This window comes from Acinetobacter sp. AR_0276, assembly GCF_003000705.1.
GTDB lineage: Bacteria > Pseudomonadota > Gammaproteobacteria > Pseudomonadales > Moraxellaceae > Acinetobacter > Acinetobacter nosocomialis.
Genome location: NZ_PSQO01000004.1, coordinates 221690 through 242168, shown reverse-complemented (window position 1 = coordinate 242168; position 20479 = coordinate 221690). Strand labels below are relative to the sequence as shown.

At 36.9% G+C, this 20479-nt stretch carries 20 protein-coding genes; 13 read left to right on the top strand and 7 right to left on the bottom strand.

Going from position 1 to position 20479, the window contains the following annotated elements:
- Positions 1 to 10 precede the first annotated feature (10 nt).
- Together CSB87_RS02035 and CSB87_RS02030 are read left to right on the top strand one after the other, a co-directional pair.
- Positions 11 to 331, top strand: a complete 321-nt coding sequence (locus CSB87_RS02035; protein WP_031959198.1) for a hypothetical protein — start codon at positions 11 to 13, stop codon at positions 329 to 331.
- A complete protein-coding gene (locus tag CSB87_RS02030) occupies positions 331 to 993 on the top strand; it encodes a hypothetical protein (RefSeq protein WP_031952629.1) in 663 nt (220 codons plus the stop codon). Before CSB87_RS02035 ends, CSB87_RS02030 begins: the two co-directional genes overlap by 1 nt.
- Before the next feature lie 52 nt (positions 994 to 1045).
- Here CSB87_RS02030 and CSB87_RS02025 read toward each other — a convergent pair whose 3' ends face one another.
- Positions 1046 to 1240: a hypothetical protein gene (locus CSB87_RS02025; protein ID WP_031952627.1), complete on the bottom strand. Its 195-nt coding sequence runs from the start codon at positions 1238 to 1240 to the stop codon at positions 1046 to 1048.
- Between the two features lie 159 nt (positions 1241 to 1399).
- Between CSB87_RS02025 and CSB87_RS02020 the strand changes: the two genes are divergently transcribed.
- From CSB87_RS02020 to CSB87_RS01970, 11 genes are all read left to right on the top strand, one after another.
- Complete coding sequence (locus tag CSB87_RS02020; protein WP_000098518.1) at positions 1400 to 2935, top strand: hypothetical protein; 1536 nt, start codon at positions 1400 to 1402, stop codon at positions 2933 to 2935.
- Positions 2935 to 3588, top strand: coding sequence for a hypothetical protein (locus CSB87_RS02015; RefSeq protein ID WP_031952619.1), 654 nt, complete (start codon positions 2935 to 2937; stop codon positions 3586 to 3588). Before CSB87_RS02020 ends, CSB87_RS02015 begins: the two co-directional genes overlap by 1 nt.
- A 73-nt stretch (positions 3589 to 3661) precedes the next feature.
- Entirely contained in the window at positions 3662 to 5614 is a 1953-nt protein-coding gene (locus CSB87_RS02010; protein ID WP_009497410.1) for a hypothetical protein, read from the top strand.
- The gene (locus CSB87_RS02005; RefSeq protein ID WP_009497412.1) at positions 5614 to 7125 is read left to right on the top strand and encodes a hypothetical protein; all 1512 of its coding nucleotides are present in this window, start codon (positions 5614 to 5616) and stop codon (positions 7123 to 7125) included. The genes CSB87_RS02010 and CSB87_RS02005 overlap by 1 nt, the downstream gene beginning before the upstream one ends.
- A 75-nt stretch (positions 7126 to 7200) precedes the next feature.
- Positions 7201 to 11031, top strand: coding sequence for a DEAD/DEAH box helicase family protein (locus CSB87_RS02000; protein WP_031952617.1), 3831 nt, complete (start codon positions 7201 to 7203; stop codon positions 11029 to 11031).
- 123 nt (positions 11032 to 11154) lie between these two features.
- The gene (locus tag CSB87_RS01995) at positions 11155 to 11592 is read left to right on the top strand and encodes a hypothetical protein (RefSeq protein ID WP_001008603.1); all 438 of its coding nucleotides are present in this window, start codon (positions 11155 to 11157) and stop codon (positions 11590 to 11592) included.
- Between the two features lie 96 nt (positions 11593 to 11688).
- On the top strand, positions 11689 to 12501 hold the full coding sequence (locus CSB87_RS01990) for a hypothetical protein (protein ID WP_000030333.1): 813 nt from the start codon (positions 11689 to 11691) through the stop codon (positions 12499 to 12501).
- Entirely contained in the window at positions 12501 to 13196 is a 696-nt protein-coding gene (locus tag CSB87_RS01985; RefSeq protein WP_000627462.1) for a hypothetical protein, read from the top strand. Before CSB87_RS01990 ends, CSB87_RS01985 begins: the two co-directional genes overlap by 1 nt.
- Entirely contained in the window at positions 13189 to 13407 is a 219-nt protein-coding gene (locus tag CSB87_RS01980) for a hypothetical protein (RefSeq protein ID WP_000887468.1), read from the top strand. The genes CSB87_RS01985 and CSB87_RS01980 overlap by 8 nt, the downstream gene beginning before the upstream one ends.
- A gap of 122 nt (positions 13408 to 13529) precedes the next feature.
- Positions 13530 to 13808 (top strand): holin, encoded by a 279-nt coding sequence (locus CSB87_RS01975; RefSeq protein WP_001279706.1) that lies wholly within the window; start codon positions 13530 to 13532, stop codon positions 13806 to 13808.
- Positions 13805 to 14575: a TIGR02594 family protein gene (locus CSB87_RS01970; RefSeq protein WP_000766538.1), complete on the top strand. Its 771-nt coding sequence runs from the start codon at positions 13805 to 13807 to the stop codon at positions 14573 to 14575. The genes CSB87_RS01975 and CSB87_RS01970 overlap by 4 nt, the downstream gene beginning before the upstream one ends.
- Positions 14576 to 14732: 157 nt before the next feature.
- Here CSB87_RS01970 and CSB87_RS01965 read toward each other — a convergent pair whose 3' ends face one another.
- The 6 genes from CSB87_RS01965 to CSB87_RS01940 all read right to left on the bottom strand — a co-directional run bounded on the left by CSB87_RS01965 (position 14733) and on the right by CSB87_RS01940 (position 20346).
- On the bottom strand, positions 14733 to 15941 hold the full coding sequence (locus CSB87_RS01965; RefSeq protein ID WP_000343018.1) for an IS256-like element ISAba26 family transposase: 1209 nt from the start codon (positions 15939 to 15941) through the stop codon (positions 14733 to 14735).
- Positions 15942 to 16028: 87 nt separating this feature from the next.
- A complete protein-coding gene (locus CSB87_RS01960; protein WP_001232738.1) occupies positions 16029 to 16670 on the bottom strand; it encodes a hypothetical protein in 642 nt (213 codons plus the stop codon).
- The gene (locus CSB87_RS01955; RefSeq protein WP_000235276.1) at positions 16667 to 17509 is read right to left on the bottom strand and encodes a PAAR domain-containing protein; all 843 of its coding nucleotides are present in this window, start codon (positions 17507 to 17509) and stop codon (positions 16667 to 16669) included. The genes CSB87_RS01960 and CSB87_RS01955 overlap by 4 nt, the downstream gene beginning before the upstream one ends.
- Before the next feature lie 189 nt (positions 17510 to 17698).
- A complete protein-coding gene (locus CSB87_RS01950; protein WP_001085100.1) occupies positions 17699 to 18397 on the bottom strand; it encodes a hypothetical protein in 699 nt (232 codons plus the stop codon).
- A gap of 153 nt (positions 18398 to 18550) precedes the next feature.
- Complete coding sequence (locus CSB87_RS01945) at positions 18551 to 19849, bottom strand: Y-family DNA polymerase (RefSeq protein ID WP_001216087.1); 1299 nt, start codon at positions 19847 to 19849, stop codon at positions 18551 to 18553.
- A complete protein-coding gene (locus CSB87_RS01940) occupies positions 19846 to 20346 on the bottom strand; it encodes a LexA family protein (protein ID WP_000022553.1) in 501 nt (166 codons plus the stop codon). Before CSB87_RS01940 ends, CSB87_RS01945 begins: the two co-directional genes overlap by 4 nt.
- Positions 20347 to 20479: the final 133 nt, after the last annotated feature.

Here is a 20479-nt window from a genome sequence, read left to right as displayed (position 1 = left end):
GGAGGACAATATGCCACAAGGCTTACAATGTTTTGATGAAACTGGGAAGATTGTTGTTGATGTTACAGATCGTCAAATGCACTTAATACATACTTTCGAAGTCTCTTTAGGTTCTAATGAGTATTATAAGGATTATGTTTATGACGGTATTACATCTGAAACTCATATAGCAATTGTTAGAGAAGACTGCTTAGGTAATATGACTCAGCAATACCCTACACTTGCTTACCATGGTGGACCTTTTGCGTCTATTTATACACCTAATGTAGTAAGAGTGAGTGCATTGACTGGTTTAGCCCTTCTTACTGTTGATATTTATAGGTATGGATAATGTCTGGCTTTGAAGTAAGTAATGATAAAGGTGAAATTATTGTTAGCGACACTTACAGACATTTAGGTGTGAATTCTGTACAAGTGTTAGATGGTGGTGCACCTAGTTCAATAGGTGCATCTTCTGGTTGGGCACCTAGTTTTATTCAAACCCCTAGTTTGGTATATCCTTCTTTTCGTAATGATTTACCAAAAGAGACTCTTTATATTTTAAACCTATCTGAAGGTACTGAGTTTTGTGGGAAATATTGGCATAGTGTGCATAACAATAATATTTCATTTTTAAGTTATGACTACTCTAAAATCTCTGGTTATTTAGATGTATATGATGAGCAAGGTAATTTAATCTGGTCTGCTATATCTGCTAAAAATATTCCAAGGATTGTGCAAACATATCAATTAACAGCAGATAACTTATTAAACGGTATTATACTTAGCATTGGTTCTAATGTGGGTATCTTATTAAATACTTTGCCTTCGTGGTTTAGACCGGGACCTATGAATAACTTAAATAGAGGGGGCTTGTTTGGTAGGTACTCTAATGGTCAGTTACAATTAAAGTTTGCGGCTGCTGCTAAATTAAATGATATCTCTTCAAGGATAATTGAAAATCTAGGGCCTAATGGCACTCTTCCTGTTCATATTACCTCTTTTGCATCATAAGGTTCCTAGATAATAAGAAAGCCCCTTTTAGGGGCTTTCTTATTAAAGCATGTTATGCAGGTTGATCAGTACTTTGAGGTTCTTCTACAAAAGTGTAGTTAACTGCAATGGAACCAGTTTCAAGGTCCCAGCCTAGGTTTAAAGTTTTGAAAGCTGGACGATTATTATAACGCTGACTATTTACAATATCTTTTGTCTTTTGAGCTAATTCAATATCCATATCAGTGAATACTTTTACATCAGTCATTAGCGAATCCTCTAAACAGTAAAGTAAGTTTGTTCAGATAGAATTGCATGCTGCATATTTATTAAATCTGTTTGGTTCCAATTCAATTTGGAACCCATCTAAAAGTAGAAAAATAACAACCTTCAAAATACATAATTATTTAGGTATTTTGGCTTCGTTATGTCTTCTCGGTTCTTATCGTTATTACTCGGTGAAAATGTTAATTCATATGATCAGCAATTCGATACGTCTAATCAGGATGCAACAGCGCAGCTTTATGAAACTATGGCTCCGTTTTCACTTGGGACTAACCAAACCAAAGCCAATAAGAAGCGTACTCGAAAAGAAATTCTTACTAAATGGGAGAGAATGTTACGCTTTGCACCTATAGCAGAGGGTATGGGGATTCATGTTTCTGCAGCCTTAGGCGGAGATTCTTATAGCGGCCAACAAGTCTTTATTACGCCCGCAGAACGGTTAAAAAAGGCGAATGGACCAGCAGCTGAAAAACTAAAAAAACAACTAGATGAGCGCCGTGTAAAGATGGAAAAGCTGATCAATAAGTATTTAAGCAAGCTAGCCCGAGATGCAATTTCATTTGGTGATTCTTATGCACGTATTTACGGGAAAAAAGATAAAGGTGTAATTGACCTCGTATGTAATGAGTATACTTATCCACCATTAATACAACCTTTCGAACAAGGCAGTAAGACTGTCGCCTTTTTTTGTTTAGATCCTCGTAATTGGCAGAAAACTATTACCAAACTGAATACTATTCAAATGGTACGTTTCAAAATGCCCCGTATGAGCAATATTGCTCAATATGAGCTTGTTGAAACTGGTCTTGTCACGAAAATGTTAGAGGGGGATGATCCAGATGAGCTACCTATCTTACCTGCGCATTTGGGCGGCTCATTCCTTTACGAAATTGAAGACATTTATGATGATGTAATCCTTGCTTTGGCATCTATGAACAGCCAGCAAATTGCAGATACCGTAAATCAGATGTTCTTGACAGTAAATATGTCGGGAATGCCACCAGCACAACGTCAAGCTTATATCCGTGGTTTAGAAGGTTTACTTAAAAATCATGAGGCTTATGTCCGTGATGCTTTATCAGGTGGAGAAGCAGTTTGGAATACTGCTTTTCACATGCTTCCGGTATTTGATGAAAAACAAGTTCTAAATCCAGTGGGTGATATCAAGAATCAACGAAGCTCACCTATTAATATTGAACAGTTCATGATTAATGTCCGTTTGCTGATGGGTGGAATTGGTCTAGATCCAAGCATGGTCGGTTGGGCTGATATGTTAACTGGTGGTATAGGAGAAGGTGGAGCATTCCATACTTCTGCACAAATCATGCGTAGGTCACAAGATATTCGAACAGCAGCTTCCGAAGGGATTAATCAAATTCTTCATTTGGATTGGGGGTTTGCTTACAACGAACAATTTGAGCCTGAAGATTACCCTTGGCAAGTTGAATATTATTCAAACCAAACTGCAGCAGCTACAGAAGAAATCAACAATGCTCAATCAAGAATGAATACAACATTACTTAAAACACAAGTAATCGCATCATTGAAAGAATCAAATTTAGATGTAGATATTATGGCGTACATTCTTGAGCGCGATACAGGTATGAAATATGAGGAAGCATTAACATTAGCTGAAAGTATTGCTAAGAGCCGTAAATTTCCAGAGGATGAAGAATAATGGCTTTCTTTGAATACGAAACGCAGAATAAAACTATAAATAACAGTTTTGGAAACGTTTTAAATCCGTTTAAAGAACGTTTTGCTAAGAATCCTGTCTTGTGGTCTGGGCTAACTGTTGATCGAGCTGTTTCACATTATCAGGAACTTTACGCATTAGGGACACTTTCAGCGGCCCATTTTGGAATTGAAATTCGCCCGTACCGTGCAAACAGTAAAATTGCTCAAGCAAATATTCCAATTTTTGATCCTTCAAACAAAGTTGCTTGGTTAGCCAATAATGTAGAGGTATCACTACTAGATGCCCAAACCGATGCAGTGCATGTGGGGCATTTTCAACTCAACCATGTAACTGGTAATGCTTCAAATGAGTTGAGCATTTCATTTATTGAGACTAAAGAAGCAGCTATTGCGAATAGTGCTAAAGCTATAAAAGAAATAATGTTTAATAAAGATGGTACTCAGTCGCCACCAATTGAATACTTAATGAGATTAAAAATATATGCTTTTGATAAAGCTGCAAGAAATCAGAACCAATTTGAAATTGAGCATCTAGTTTCACTTCAAGCAGGCAATTTGCCCCTTGATGCCTCTAATAAAGCACATGCCATTGTTACTTTAAATTTCATAAAAATGTTTCCCAACTTAAAATAAGCTATGGAACTCATTGCCTTTATAGATTCACCTAATTGAGAAAATATCCTCAAACTAAAATGAGGATAACTCCGTGAGTGTTAAATCAATTTTCATTCAAACACACGCACCACATCAAAGCCGATTAGTACATGGTTTTGACTCCATGGTGAATAGTGGTGCTTGTTCAATTGGGTTTATTAAGGGTGATTACCGTCAAATTAATGCTTTAGTCACTGAAGATTACACTGAAAATGATTTCTGGCGTGTTGTAAATTTAAAAGGTAAAAAGGGTGGGATAGATGCGTTTGATTCTGTTGCGGTATTAGGCGCTATCGATGACCAGCATGCAGCTGATTTAGCGATACTGCAATTTGGCCGAATGTTTGATGCTTGTGTTACAGATGTTATTGAAACAAATCAATTTGGACTTAAGCGCCATTTATCTTCACAACAATTTAATTTGACGGGTGCAAAACCGATTCAAAGATGGCAACTAGAACAATTACAAAATGTTGTCGCAGCTGAAAAACCTGAATGGGATGGAATCAATTTAATTTCTCATGAGGGTGATATTTCTAAGTTGTTTTTAGATATGCAACGAAATGATGATCACAGCCAATTATTAAGTAAATTTGATGGGTTACCTACGCTTTTATCTAGTCTAGGCGTCGAAGAAGCGCATTATGACTCTATTATCGTTGATTACCAGCATTTAGAGCAGCTGTCTGCAATTTTGCATCACTCTATGGATCAGTTTTCAAAAACTGGCGTCAAAATCGTTAACGTTACGGAAAGTAAGCCCTTTAAGCATAAAAAAGTCCTTCAAATTGCCCTTACTTATGATTTTGATGACGGCCAAAACTTCACAATCCTTTTTCATAAGCCAGATCGATTATCAAAAAAAATTAGTCCAGCAGATTCATTAATTTCATGGAAGATTTTAATGAACAATCGGGATATTACTGCTGCAATCCAGCCTAATCAGGGAGAAGGAATTTCAATTCCAGTTCTCGCTGGTCGAATTATGAAGTTAATTAACCAAAATAGTAATCGTTTTAAGCGGTTACAATCTAAGAAAGCAGAAAAGGCCAAGGCTTTAGCAGATGCTGAACTACGCCTCGAGCAAAAACAAAGTCAATTAAATTCTTTAAGTGCAGAAATTTCCAATTTATTAAACGAATTGGATCAGTTGCAAAATACATTGTTAACCAAGCAATCTGAGGAAAATGAAGGAATCATTAAAGAGAATAGTCTTGATAATGAGTTACCAGATAGTATTTCTGATGAAGAAGCCGAACGTTTAAAAGCCGATTTAAAGCGTTTAAATGCTGATCCTGAATGGGCAGGTGAAGATGGTTTACGTTACCAAGCATTCTTTGAACGTATCAATAAGGCTCTAGAGGGGGACTCTGATGCGGTAGTTTGGGCTCGTGAATGGATTTCTGAACTAGATGACCAGGCTTTGGCTCAACAGCAAGCAGAATTAGAAGCAAAAAAACTTATTGATGCCGAAAATGAAGCTAAACAAAAAAGAGATGAAGAAGTTTTAGCAGCACGTGCAGCTGGTAAAGCTGAAAACAAAATGATGCAAGCATGGTTAGACACTTTGGAAAAGCCTGAAGATACTAACAACATAGACTTTATGGCTTGGGTTTCAGATCGCCGTGGTGAATTCTTAAAAAACTGGAATGGGGCCGAAGGTTCACCAGAATATTTAACAGCATTTTATGAATATTCAAGAGCATGGGCAGATGAACATTTAGCGGATCGCCTCAGTAATAAAGAGCCAGCCCAAAATTCAGATAATGATGAATCTAAAGAACTAAATGCTCCGACAGAAGTTGAAGATCTTCAGCCTAGTACGACAAATGATGAAGGTAATCAACTTTATCGTTCAGTAATTGAAGGGCAGGTTAAAGTTAATCTTGAGTTATTAGAGCAAATTCGAGATGAAGCAGAAAAAGACTTAAATGATCCACTTCTTATTCCAGCGGTGACAGAACTCTTGAATCAAGTGCAAAAAATGGAAGCGGAGAATATCTAATGACAACTTTAAATCTAATTTCTATTCAAGATATTGCTAAAAATCCATTAGTTGTAATTGATCAAATGATTAGTTTCTTTAAACCTAAACAGCCCTTTACTGGGCTATTGAAGGGTAGAACTAATAATGTGAAAACAGCCAAAGGACAAAAGATTTCTACTGTATTCGCTTTAGTTGATATTAATCAAGTAATTGCATCTCATACAGCAACTGGTGCGGAAAACCCTAATTATCCGCAAGAATTGCAGCCACGAGATCGTAGTCGTGAATCCTCACAAGCATGGGTACAGAAAACTGCTAATGATTTAGACCCAGAAAGCCTAGGCCGCTCAGGTCGGGCAGACACGGGAGCACCGATAACTGGTGATGATTTAGTTGTTGAATCAGGAAATGGCCGAACAATGGCAATCAAGCTTGCCTATGAGCGCGGTACCGCAGATGAGTATAAACAATGGTTGATTGATGAAGCTGATTACTTTGGCTTTAGCAGTGAGCAGGTCCAAGCAATAGCTCAACCAATCTTGATACGTATTCGTACAACTGAGATTGATAGAGCTCAATTTGCCATAGATGCTAACCAAGATGATAAGTTGTCTTTTACAGCAACTGAACGTGCTAAAGCTGATGCTAAACGTTTAGATGAGAATTTACTGGCTCTTTTTAACCCGAGTGAAGATGGCGATTTATTAGCAGTAAGTAATCAAAAGTTTATTCAAGGTTTTTTAAGTAAATTAGGTGATACAGAAGCTGCCCAGTACACAACGAAAGATAAAAAACCAACACAAGCACTGATAAACAGAATCAAGGCCGCAATTTTTAGTAAAGCGTACAATGATGATCGTCTGCTAGAAATGATGGCTGATCATACAAAACCAGATCTTCAAAATATGCTTAATGCGCTTGGTGTTGCTGCGCCTAAATTTATTGAAGCGCAAGCTATAAGTCGTGGAAATGTTCAAGATATATCAGATCAAATCGTTGATGGAATGGAGCAAGCCATTGATCAACGTGTTGCTAATGCAATTATTGATGCAGCAAATACCATTTTATCTGCAAAGCAAAATGATCAAGATATTGTTGAGTTTGTAAAGCAGCAAGGGCTTTTTGAGGATCTAGGAGAAGGTGTTGCTGAGCTCGCCGTATTTCTCGCCAAGAATAGCCGCAGTTCAAAAAAAATGAGTATGTTATTTAAAGCATTAGCTGAATTTGCAGAGAAACAGGCTTTAGATAGTAGTAATGTAGGCTTGTTTGGTGAACCTGAACCAGTAAGTGTAAAAGATGCTATCCAATATGCACAACAAGTGCTTGGTGATGATTTCATTAGTGTGCAAATGTACGATTCCTTGGTTGATTCCAGCAGTTCAAGTAAACCTAAAATAATTCGATTAACGAAAGAGGGAGCTGAACGTTTTCACAGTGCTTTGAAAGTTAAAATTGATCAAAGTAATGACAAGGAAAATCAAGAAGGGAACAAAATTAATGACATTCTTTTTGAAGAATTAGATGTTTAGATCTGGAACCTACTAAAAATTAGATACTTACGATCATTCAACATAGGAATGTAAAGTTCCTATGTTGAGGGATATATGTCCATCTTAAAGCTCAAACCAATCACTAAAGACACAGTATTGGTTGCGATTTATTACATGATTGATTTCATGCATTATCAGAGCAATATTGCTCGATTTTTCCTTCTTATAATCCATAAGCAAATAGAACTTAACTTGTCTGTAGCAAAGCAAGCTTTAGCTTTTGCCCGTCAAGAAAGTGACTTTCCAAAATTGGATGAAGTTATTGAAGTCTTATATAACGAGGCTATCAAAAACATTGATGAATCAGTTATCCAACACCTTAATAACAGTTCCAGAAATGTTATTGAACAGCTAGAGACTATTGTCAGTCTTTTTGCTTGCGATAAAGAGCTGAAGCCATACACCACTAAAAAGAATAAAACACTACAGGTTATTGGTCTTAAAGGCATCAAATTAACCAAAGCTAAAGAGTTTGACCCCTATGCCTTTTATTATCAGGGTGAAATTCTTGTACGCTCAAAACATCTTAAAGCTATTCCAGACTCTCTTCTTTCTGAAGATCAGCAACTTGTAAAAGGATTATTCTTACATGTATCAAATACCAATTCAGATGTGGAATCAGTTGGCGAATTTCGTCTCAGATCCAGAGGACCAATTGTTTCTACAACTGGATCAGGAAAAGATGAACTTGAGGCTTCAGAAGCAGTCAGAAATGATGGAGAAGTTGGGGTACTCAGAGACAGTAATTCTGGCTTACCAAAAAGTGATGATGCAAGTTTACTTGGCGGCCGAAATCCTAGAAATGAATCTTCAAATGGAGATAGTGGAACCAGTGCTAACCGGATTAACAGCAGCGGAAGCAGTGAACTATCTGGTAAGAGATCATCTCTTAAACGAGCAAGAGATCGATCAATTATACAATCTGCTAAATCAGTTAGAGCTGCCATAGATGAAAAGCTAGATGCTCAATTAAAAGCAGATAAGGTAGAAACTATATGGAGTGATGCTTCAAATATTGACGAAGCTTTGCCATATCTACAATCTGCACAGCGTGGTGATGTTTTTAAGACTGAAAAGCGCTTAATAGAGGAAAATCAGAAAGGTATTCTTTTTACTAATGGCACAGGTACTGGAAAAACCTTTACTGGTCTGGGTGTAGCAAAACGGTTTATCAATGCTGGCCTTAAGAATATTTTAATTGTTACTCTAAACGATAAAATTGCTAATGACTTTGTCAAAAGCTCAAGCCCTTTAAATATCAAGGCTTACAAATTAAAAAGTATTAAAGAAAATGGCGGTGAGGATCACTCAGTCGTGGTCACAACCTTTGCTAATTTTGGTCAAAATAAAAGTTTGGTTCACAAACATTGGGATCTGATTTTAATTGATGAGGCCCATACTCTATCGCAATCATCCGATGGTAAAGCAACTGCAGCATTAAACAAACTACGAGCATTAACCGGGCATTTGCATGGTTTTAGTGAGTGGTTTGAAGATAAGTTTGCTGAGCAGATGCCAATTGAAGAATTTGATGAAAATGGTAAAGAAACAGAACAATATCTAAGCGCTTATAACAAAATGCAGGTCCTTCGAAATGAACAACGAAAGATCTGGAATTTGAATTGGAAACACCAGAAAAGTAAGGTCAAAGTTGTTTTCTTATCTGCTACGCCATTTAGCTATCACTTTTCACTTGATTGGGCGGAAGGCTATTTATTTGATTATATGTCTCCTTCAGTATCTGTTGATGACCAAGGTAATTTAGCTGAAGGCTTTAGTAAGGCTCGAGAGCACTTCTATATGGGAAATCTTGGATATCGAAAGCGATATGGTAAGTTGACGCGACCAGAAGCTAAGGTGGATACAGGTGTACTTGAAAGACAGTTCGCCGAAAATCTTAAAAACACTGGTGCTATGTCTGGGCGGGATTTAGAAGTAAATTTTGACTATGATCGTAAATTCATTCTAATTGGCTCTCGTGTTGGTGAACTTATTGATGAAGGTTTAACTTATCTTCGCAATGGTTATAAAGAAATAGAAGGGCACAAAACACGAACTTTTGAAGAATGGGCTGCTCAGACTGGTAAACCAACCACAGGCTGGGGGCGTCATGCATCTATGCAAGAATATGATCGGTTATTCACTGGAAACCGATTTAAAAACATATACGAAATTATTGCAAAACGCTTTGATTACTTAGCAAGACGCCGTTTGTTAGAAGCTATTAAAGCTGAAGCTTGTGTTGATATGGTGAAAAAGCACTTAGCATTAGGTCGTAAAGTAGTAATTTTTCATGACTATAACGAGGGCGGTGGTTTTGCACCTTTCTTGATTAGTAAGCTTGATATCGAAAAATATGAAAGCCCACTTAGAGAAGATATTGAGCTTGAATATAATGCATTCAAAGAAAATAGACCGGATCTAGTAAATCTCAATCTTGATTATGATTCACCTGTTGAAACTTTAAAGAATGCATTTCCTAATGCTCTTTTATTTAATGGCCGTCTTTCAAAGCAACAACGTGAAACTAATGTAGCGTTATTTAATACTGATGATAGCGGGCACGATATTCTCATTCTGCAGTCAGATGCTGGTTCTACTGGGATTAGCTTGCATGATACAACTGGTAAACACCAGCGAGTACTCATTAATATTGGTCAACCAACAAAGCCAGCAAAGTTGAGACAGACGGAAGGGCGTATCTATCGAACCGGACAAGCATCAAATGCTATTCAGAGATACTTGACTACTGGTACTGCATGGGAACGGGCTGCATTTGCAGACACGATTGCTGGACGCGCAGAAACAGTAGATAACTTTGCAAAAGGTGCTGATGCTGTAGTAAGTATCAAAGAAGCGTTAATTCAGGCTTATGAAGAAGCTAAATATGAAGAGCCAAGTCTAAATGATGGTATTGGTGGTAAAGCATATGATGAAGAAAATGCCCGTATTGCTAAGTTAACCCCATTTGATCAAGCACTAACATTCTACTATGCCAAAGGCAAACGTTCTGAAAGTCGTGATAACCGCGAAGGTAAGGAATGGTATGCAACGCCTGAACCTCTAGGATTCAAAATGATTGAATGGGCAGGGGTACACACTGGCGATTCTGTGCTTGAGCCTAGTGCTGGTGATGGAGCTATTGGTCGTTTTGTTCCGCAAGATATAGAGCTGACAATGATTGAACCCACTGAGTCTTTAGCTAGTCGTGCTCAAATGGCAAATACAGGTGCAAAAGTAATTGTTGATACATTCGAATCTTTAGAATCATTGAATAAGTACCATGCAATTGTGATGAATCCGCCATTTGGTCATGCTGGCACTTTGGCAATTCAACATATCAAGAAAGCTTTTGGTCATCTTTATGATGGTGGTCGGATTGTGGCCTTAGTACCACGTGGTTCTATGGATTCTAAAGTGGACGAATTTATTGATAGTACACCTGGTGCAATTTTGACAGCTGAAATCTGGTTGCCTCAATCAACCTTTAAAAATGCTGGTACCGCCGTTTCAACTCGTATCATCATTATTGAAAAACATGCAGGCTCTAATGATGTTCCAATAACACGAGAATTAGACTTTACGCACCTTACAAGTGTAGAGGATCTATTTTCAGAAATTCGTGATATCGCAATGCCTCCTAGAAAACTACGTATTGATGAGCAGCTTGCTAAGTACGATCTTTATGTCAGAACTGAACGTAGCAAGTATGTATTCAATGGCGACGGCGTTGATAAACCTCAGATCAAGAATATCATGCTCAAATTCTGGGGGTCAGAAGTAAATGAGTTTGATGAGATTGTTATGCCATATAACAAGTCTGCTGAAATCATTAAGAAGATTGATGAATTTGAGCAAGAAAACAATATTAATTTAGCTGCATAAGATTAGTATAAAAAAATACGCTCACAAAGAGCGTATTTTTTTAATTATTTAAAGGACTTGAAAGTGTAGAGTTATGCCTTAATCTTATAAAACTAAATTGATTTCTTAGACAATGGTACATCTATGAACTTTGAAAATATTAAATCTTTGCGTGAAAAAAATGACTGGCATCAAGTTAACGGGGAGCGTCGATATATTTCTAAAGATGACGTTTATTTAAGTTTTTGGTTAGGTGAAGAAACCGTAATTGAATACTTTAATTTACCTAAAAATTTACATTCTTTTGATGGTTATTTATCCCAGCTTGCTCAAATCACTAAAATTGAGGAGATGAGCGGTGCATTTGAATACAACTCAGTAAAACTTGAGAATTTTAAATTATATAAGTTCTCAGGTCATGTGCACCGCCATGGTTCTATGAAGCCTATCTCTGTTTATTTTACAGTCCATCCTAGCATTAATGATGATAAGACAGAGATTGATATGTTTAGTAAAGCTTTAATACATGCTTTAAATGATAAGTATGCATTGAATTTAATTATTCGATGCACAGATGATTAATTCCGGTTTATTCAATTACTCCTAATTGGAACTGTAGAGTTCTGCTAATAAACTTATCTTCAATAATAGTCCTAACTTTAACGGTAGGGCTTTTTTATGTCCAAAGCTTTAGCTTATGCACCAGCTGTTAATACAGCTAAAACAAAGTTGCCCAGTACTGAATCAGATCCTTTTTATGGCTCAATTTCAAAGCATAAATATGCTGAATTTTCTCTTTGTGATAAGGATGGTAACCCTATAGCTTCACCAGTAATTCGTGCTTTGTTGACAGACGGCGACAAAAGTATTGAGAGCCAATGGCAAACTCCATTTGAAAATAGCAATCCAGAACTAAAGATGCCTATGTTGATGGCTAACTTGCAAACCGGGCAAATGCTTCAAGCTGCAGCTACTCTAGGAGAAAACTCACCCTTTATTTCTGCTTTAAGCGATATGGCATCAGGACCTTTAGCAACGGCTGAAAATGCGCTTAAGAGCGTTGAAGGGCGAACTAATTTAACCAAAGTAAATACAACTCAAGTATTCCTTTCAACATCATCAGTACGTCTTAATTTATCAATCTTTTTCTTGGCCTTTAGTGATGCAAAATCCGAAGTTGAAGACAAGATCATGCAGTTGGAGGCTTGGAGCGTACCAGTATCATTATCGTCTGATTCTACGCTGCAAAATGTCATTAATAATTCAAATACAACCTTAGAAGGCTTGTTTTCAGGGGTTATCCCACCTTTCGTATCTCTCACTACTCATGGCAAAACTTATAAACCCTTTATTCTTGAAAGTGTTTCAGCACCAATAGTCGCGCCAATTGATGAAAAAGGTAACCGGTTAAGTTTAGCTGTCAATATTAGTTTAATGAGTCGAACTGCATGGGACTCAAAGGATATTTACTCATTATATGGAGGCAACTAATGATTACTTTTGACCCTGTGTACGTTGGTGAAAATACCTACCAAATGCAAGAGCTTAGTTTTGAGCAATGTCTCAAAATATCTATCATTGCTCCAAATTTTAATGAAAAAAGACTTTCAGCTTTTCTGAAATCAGCATTAGACAATGTTGATCCTTTACTTTTATCAGTTCAGGAACGGTATTTATTGCTGCTTAAATATCTTGAAAAACAAAGTAATACTATGTTGGAGGTGAACACAGACTGGTCTAAAGTTTTCCTTCAATCAGAAAATAATTGGAAAACTGAAATTACTCAAAATGGAATTACAGTTAGACAGCTTATTGGAATGGAAGTGGAGTTCTTAGAGGCAAATTGTAAGAATGTCGCTGAATGGATTGCCTGCATGATGGCTTTTCAGTTGAGTTATTCTAATCATGAGCACTTAGCTTTATTGCCGGATAGAACAAATCCTCAATTATTTGAAGAACAATTTAAGCAGCGGCTAGATTTCATTAAGAAAATGCCAGCTAGTGATTTTGATTTGTGCTATCAAGACTTTAATAATTTAAACAATGAGTTATTTACTCATTTACGGTTAAGCGTTGATAACTACGGTATTTTAGTGGAAAGAGGTGCAGATGACGCGCCTGCACGATTTCGCACCGCTTCCGTCTTTACAGGAATCATCAAAGAGTTGGACCGATCTTTTGCTTGATACAGCAAGTAGTATTTCTGAAAACTGCCCAATGCCTTTATCGGATGCATTAAAAATGCCTTTGAGTTTTGAAAGTACTTACTTCAATTCATCTGCATGGGAAAACCGCAAGAAGTATTTAGAAAACGAAATTGAACGTCACAACGTATTCTTAAAATTAGGTCAAGAAGTCATTAAAGGATTAAATGCCCTAGCAAGTAGAGGCCGATAGTTTTCATATAGAAAAGTCTGAGTAATTCGGGCTTTTTTTCGCTCTTTGTATTTGGAACCATACACCAATTAGAACAACAACACTTGCAAAAATAACCACAAATGAAACGTGGGGAATAGGTCATGTCTGATCATCAGACACTTGAAATAACAATCACTAGTTTTGCAAATAAAACAACAATTCTTAGTGGTGTAACAAGTGCTTTAGCGTCTTTAGCATCTTTTAATTGGTTGAGCTATTCGGGTGCAATTGTAGCTGTAGCGGGCCTATTCATAAGCTTTATTTTTCAGTTTAGACGTGATCGCCGTGAACGTAGAGAGAGCGAATTGCGTGAAAAAGAAAGCAAGCTACGTATTAAAGCTTTAGAGCAAGATACTGAACGAGAGAGGAAGGATGAATGAAGTTAATTGAAAATAATGCTTGGCAGTATCTATCTGTTAAGTTACCCGCCGTAGGTGCATTCATCATGCTAATTTTATTGCCAGCACTACAATGGGGTGTTGATTATGAAGTTATTCCTGAAAAATATCATGCATTTGTTACTGGTACTTTAATGCTTGTTCTGTCATGGATTGGTAAGAAAATTTCTCAACCACGACTCAACGGCCCGCAATTAACAGGCCAGTTAGTAGGAATCAACACTTTAATGAATATTCCTACAACGACAAAGTTTGACGAATTAGCTTGGATGGCTGAAGCAAAAAAACACATTGGTCTGCAAGAAATACCAGGTAAACAGCACAATCCAACTATTTTGAAATGGTTAAAGGAGCTTAAAGCTTGGTGGGCGGATGATGAAACAGCATGGTGCGGTACTTTCGTTGCTCATTGCTTGAAATCAGCTGGAATTGCTTATCCTAAGCATTGGTACCGTGCATTGGATTATGTGAATTATGGTACCAAATTAGCTAAACCAGCTTACGGTTGTGTAGCTATTAAAACCCGTAAGGGAGGAGGCCATGTTTGTTTTGTTGTAGGACGTGATAAGTCTACTGGAAAACTTGTTTGCCTTGGTGGTAACCAATCCAATAAAGTTTGTTACGCCCTATATAATGACTCAGATTTCCAAGAGTTCCGTTGGTATGGACGTACACCTCAACCAGCAAGTAAGCGTTATTCTTTACCGCAATTAAAGGGCGTAACAGCTACTAGGGTTTCTGAAGCCTAATGAAGTTACTATTACTGAGCTTTCTTTTATGTGGTTGTACGGCACATACAATTAATAGCAATGTAAATGTCACAATTTGCGTTAAAGCGATTTAAAAAAAGCCCTGAATGATCAGGGCTTTTTGAGCCTGTAAATTATTTTGTGTAAGTTCCATTTTTTATAAATGATCTTTTAATCGATCATCGAACTGAATCGTAAACCAATTCATTGCTAAACGCCAATTTTGAATTGGCATCGTCCATTTCTTCGCAGCATTTGATGTTGCTAAGTAAATGACCTTCTTTACTGAGTCATCAGATGAAAAGATTTTCCTTTTCTTCGTTGAATGGCGTATTACGCTATTCAACGACTCAATCGCATTTGTTGTATAAATTGCATGACGTATTTCGGCTGGATAGCTAAAGATCGTTCGGATATTTTCCCAATTGGCCCGCCAGGATTCTCCAATTTTGGGATACTGGTGATTCCATTGATCACAGAAGATGTCTAGGGATTTTAAAGCATTTTCCTCTGTACTTGCCTGATAAATCGCTTTCAGACCCGACGTAACAGCTTTGTAGTCTTTCCAGCTTACAAATCTCAGGCTATTGCGTACAACATGCACGATACACAGTTGAATATCAGTATGAGGGTAAACAGAGGCTATCGCGTCAGGGAAGCCTTTTAATCCATCTACACAGGCAACAAGAATGTCCTGTACTCCTCGATTTTTTAGCTCTGTCATGACTGACAGCCAGAATTTGGCACCTTCTGTCTGAGCAATCCACATACCCAGTAATTCTTTTTGCCCATCCATATTGATGCCTAAAGCAAGGTATACGGACTTGTTAATCACATTGGAGTGCTGACGGACTTTGACAACAATACAGTCAAGATAGACAACAGGATAAAGGCTATCTAAGGCTCTATTTTGCCACTCAGTCACTTGCTCAATCACAGCATCGGTAACTTTGCTGATGAGAGATGCTGACACATCGGCATCGTACATTTCTTTGAAGAAGGCTACAATTTCCCTATTAGTCATTCCTTTTGCATACAGTGAGAGGATTTGGTCATCCATACTGGTGATGCGTGTTTGGTGCTTTTTGATAATTTGTGGCTCAAATGAACCTTCTCGATCACGGGGAATATCTAAAGCCAGTTGTCCATCTTGAGTTGTAATGGTTTTAGAACTAAACCCATTACGGCTATTTGAGCCTTTCTTGGGCTGATGCTTTTCATAACCGAGATGGTCTGAAAGTTCAGTATTGAGTGCAGTTTCAATCATGAATTTTTTAAAGACTGCTGTCATTTGGTTTAAGTCTTCTGGTGTTTTTAGACCTTTAGCCAATTCGGCAGCCATACTTTTGATTGTTGCTTCATCCATGTGAAGTACCTTTTGTAATTATCCTCTGAAGGATAAATGAAAATTAAGTACTTACACAAAATTTAGAACAGTCCCGGCTTTTTGAATTCAGTTTTGAACTTCTGCATCATAAATTGTTTTGAATGCGTTCTTCAGTTTTTCATCTTGCGTATCCGCGATGAACTTTTGCATTTTCTCTTTGTATTCCAGATGACCAGCTTTGTACTTAGCAAGTAAGTATGAAAACTCGCCTTGTTTATAGTCAGGATCTGTCTTGTTTTCTGGTTTATCTAGTGCTGTTTTCAGAACAGTTGCTGCTGTATCAAAGCATTGATTAATTGTTTGCTTGTCTTTTTGTTGCATAGTAAAGATTTGGCATTTAGCTAGATACAAAGCAGGATTTTCAGGCTTTCTTGCAATTTGTTTCTCATTTAAAGCCAATGCTTCATCATACATCTGTGCAGCTAAGTACACATTCATTTGAAGCATTTCTCGCTTGCCCTGATCTTCCATTGTGTTGATTTCAGGCAGTAACTCTTGCATTCGTTTTTTTAGAACGTCTGGGCTCTCAAGAGAATACTTCTGCACATACTCATTATGTTTTTCCAAAATCTGCTGATCTCTAGCAGATAGTTTTTTAGGCGCTGGAGTTTCAGTTTTTGCCGCCGACTGATTTGTGCTTTCAGAAGCTTTACTACACCCACCCAGAAGTGCTGTGCCAAGAATAATTAAGGTAAGTGTCTTTCTCATTTCTTCCGTCTTGCTGCTGATGTAATTGTAAATTCATGCACTACATGAGGTGGATTTGTAACAACTGTTCCACCATCAAACTTGGCATCATATTTCATTGTCAATTGAACTGTGATTACTGATAAGTCTGGGGGAGGTAGTTTAATTTCGCAACTACCGACAGGTTGCCTATCATTTTCCGTATTCCAATATCCCTTTTCCACTTTCAATCTCACAACATCACCTATCTGCTTTTTGTCTTTAAACAGACGCAATGCTGCTTGAGGGTAAATTGTTGCATCCCCTTTTAAAGCAGGAGGTAGTAAAGTTGCAGTCACGAATAGATTTTGTTTTTCAAATTTATATGAGACTTCAAATGTACAAGCACCGGACATAGCTTGCATAGCTAAACCGAATAATGTTGCTTTATCTTGATCGTATGGATATAGCCAAGGTTTAAAAGGAACCATTGTGGTTTTAGTATTCTCTATGTAGTAATTCTCGTACTCATCTTTTACAAAGGTGTCTGTTGCTGGTTGTTTTTGAGACATAGGGGCTGGTGATGATTTAGCAGCAGAAGATGCGGCTCCACCGCCGTTGTCTTGAACGACCAAATTTTGTTTTGGTAGAAGTTTACAACCACATGAAAGAGAGTCATTAACACGAGCAGCAGCTTTACCGAAAATTTGCATATTCGGATCGCCAGATACAATTGTTGCGACAATTTTATGTGTTGGGCAGGTTGCTTTATCACCGACACAAGCAACGGCAATGCCATCAATTAGAAACAAACTGTTCCCTGAGATTACTTGACCGCCTCCTGTAGTTGGACAGCCTATAGTTATGTATGGGGTAGCCAAATCTATACCTTCTTATTTTCATGAAGCAGAGCAATGTTAACAAAGAGGGATAGACAGTGCTGTATAGTTTTATTTATCTGGATGCTCAGCTCATACGATCAAGAGTAATGTGAATCTATGTATTTGAGTGAAAGTAATATAAAAAAATCCTCAATTGAGGATTTTTAAAGCTCAGTATTTATAAAAATACTATTTTACTTTTAAATTAATATATTGAGACATTTCAGAATTTACGATATCAAGTATTTCTTTATTAAATAATTTTTTAGAAGTCTTCATATGATTTGTCATTCTATTTAATTCAAAAACTGATTTTGATTGTGATAAGTCTCTTAGCATTCCTCCAATAGATCCTCTGTAATATCGGATTCGAGATAAATCTAGATTAAGATCAGTGTCAAAAGTCTTTTCATAAATCTTTAAATCGATTAGAAATTGTTTATAGAGCTCTTCGCATTCATTGCGAAAAATACTTCTTCTTTCTTCACATTCGTTAGCTATTTTTTCTGCCTGATCGATGAAATTCTGACTAATTTCAGGGAAGCTTTTTGCGATAAATATATGTTTTTGTGTCATTACATACTGATGATAATAATCAAGGTAACTTACAAGTTTATATAAAGATGTTTGTGTATTTTTAGCAAGTTCAGATCTATTTATGCCAGTTTGAGATTCTCTCCAATCATTAAATAAATTAGCTGCAATTATTGCTGCCCCAATAGTAGCTAAAGCTGAAAGTATACTTACTGTTAGAGACCAAGCTTCTTTTAATGGGTTATCAATTTGATTATAGGAATATAGCCAAAGAGTGAAAAAGAAAAATATGATACAAATCGAAGTAATCCAACCAATGGTATCTATTAATAAAACTTTAATTTTTGAATTCATAACTTTGAGTACTTCTGAGATTAGCTTATTTTAGATAATCATAAATATTAATCTAGTCGAATAAATGGAAAATTCTTTTAAGTTTTTGATAGTGAAACGAGCAGAAATTTGCTCAAAAATTTTAAAATCCGACGAAAGTGAGCAAAAAATTGCTCATTTAGTTATGAGTGGTAGTTCATCCCATTTAAATGGATTCCTAGTTAATTTGTCTCGTGACATTGACCAGTTGCGACCTGGTACATAACACGAACTTATACCGAGTTTTTTCTTTCCGAATTTAGTGTGCACGCTATCTAGTGTTTTCATCAACTGTTCTTTCTTTTCTATTGCATCAAAATCTGTGAGCAAGTCATATGTATGGCCAGCCTTGGGTTCTAGCCCAGTTAATATGACACCACATTTTTTATACTTAATATCTTCTTTATAAATGTGAGATACCATTTTTGTAGCGGCTTTTACGAAATCTAACGCACAATCTGTTGGCTGTGAAAATGAGCCGGTTATTGACTTGCTATAGAAAGGTACATTTTCATCAAAAGGACTAGATTGAACAAAAACAATAAGACACCCGCATAATGACTCATCATCTCTCAATCTCTTACAAGCTTCTTGAGCATGCATCGCTATCGCTTCTTGAAGGTCAATGAGTTCTGTAACTTTTGCACCAAAAGAACATGACTTAATAATTTGCTTTTTAGAGGGTGGGGTGTCTTCAATTTCAAGGCAAGAGATGCCTTGCAGCTCATTAATTGTACGAGCCATCACAATAGAAAATCTTCTTTGCATCTCCCTGGGTTCACTACATGCGAGATCAAATACAGTGTTAATTCCCATTGATTGAAGCTTTTTAGCGTGCTTACGGCCAACACCCCAAACCTCAGAAACATCAATCTGCGCGAAGTAATATTCTTTATTGCAAGGGTCCATGTTTACCAAATCGCAAACGCCATTAAACGATTGATTTTTCTTAGCTATATGGTTAGCAATCTTCGATTCTGTTTTGCTTCTACCGATTCCAACGCACACAGGTAATCCAAGCCATTTCCATATTTTTAAGCGCATATCTTGAGCGACCTTTTCTAGGTCAAAATTTTTTTCATAAGCTGAAAAATCAACAAAACACTCATCTATTGAATATTTCTCAACATCTTCGTCAGTTACATACGATGCAAGAATTTTATGAAATCTGCGCGACATTTCAGCGTAAAGTTCATAATTACTAGAGAGAACAATTACATTGTGCTTTTGTACGATTTCTCTGATTTGGAATAATGGCACACCCATTTTTATATTTAAGATTTTTGCTTCATTACTGCGCGCAACGGCGCAGCCGTCATTATTTGATAAAACGATGACCGGCTTATTGTTTAAGCTTGGATTAAAGACTCTTTCACATGAGACATACATGTTATTTACATCTATGAGAAAAAAGACTTTATCTTTGTGCCTCATGATTTTTTTCTTGCATTTTTTAGAATATAGGTAACCACGCCCCAAATTATTAGTTCTTGCCCGTCATGAAGATGAATATCATCATAATCTGGGTTTTCAGCTTTTAACCAACGCTCATTTTCATCAATCATTAAGCGTTTAACAGTAAAATCATTATCTATAAGTGCAACAACAATATCGTTGTGTTTAGCATCAAGACTACGATCAACAATCAACTCATCATCAATATCAATGCCAGCGTTAAGCATCGAAAGTGATGCCACTCTAACAATAAATGTTGCTTCTTCATTTTTAATTAGGTGCTCATTCATGTCGAGAGTTCGATCAACATAATCTTGAGCAGGAGAGGGAAAACCAGCTGAAACTTTTTCTATAGCTAAAGGTATTGAAAAAAAAGTAGTAGGTGAAACTAATTTTATGGATTCAACCTCACTCAATACCTTGCCAGCATTGAGATGTGGTTTAATTTCGATAATGGAATTGGGGATAATGCTCATAGTTACTCCTTGATTTCGTTACATAATCAAGATGATATGCTAGAGCTTGGTTTAAATTCAAATTAAAAAAATTGTGCATAAATAATGACTAGTCATTACTTGTCGCGTTAGTTAGTGCATTTGGTCGGAAATT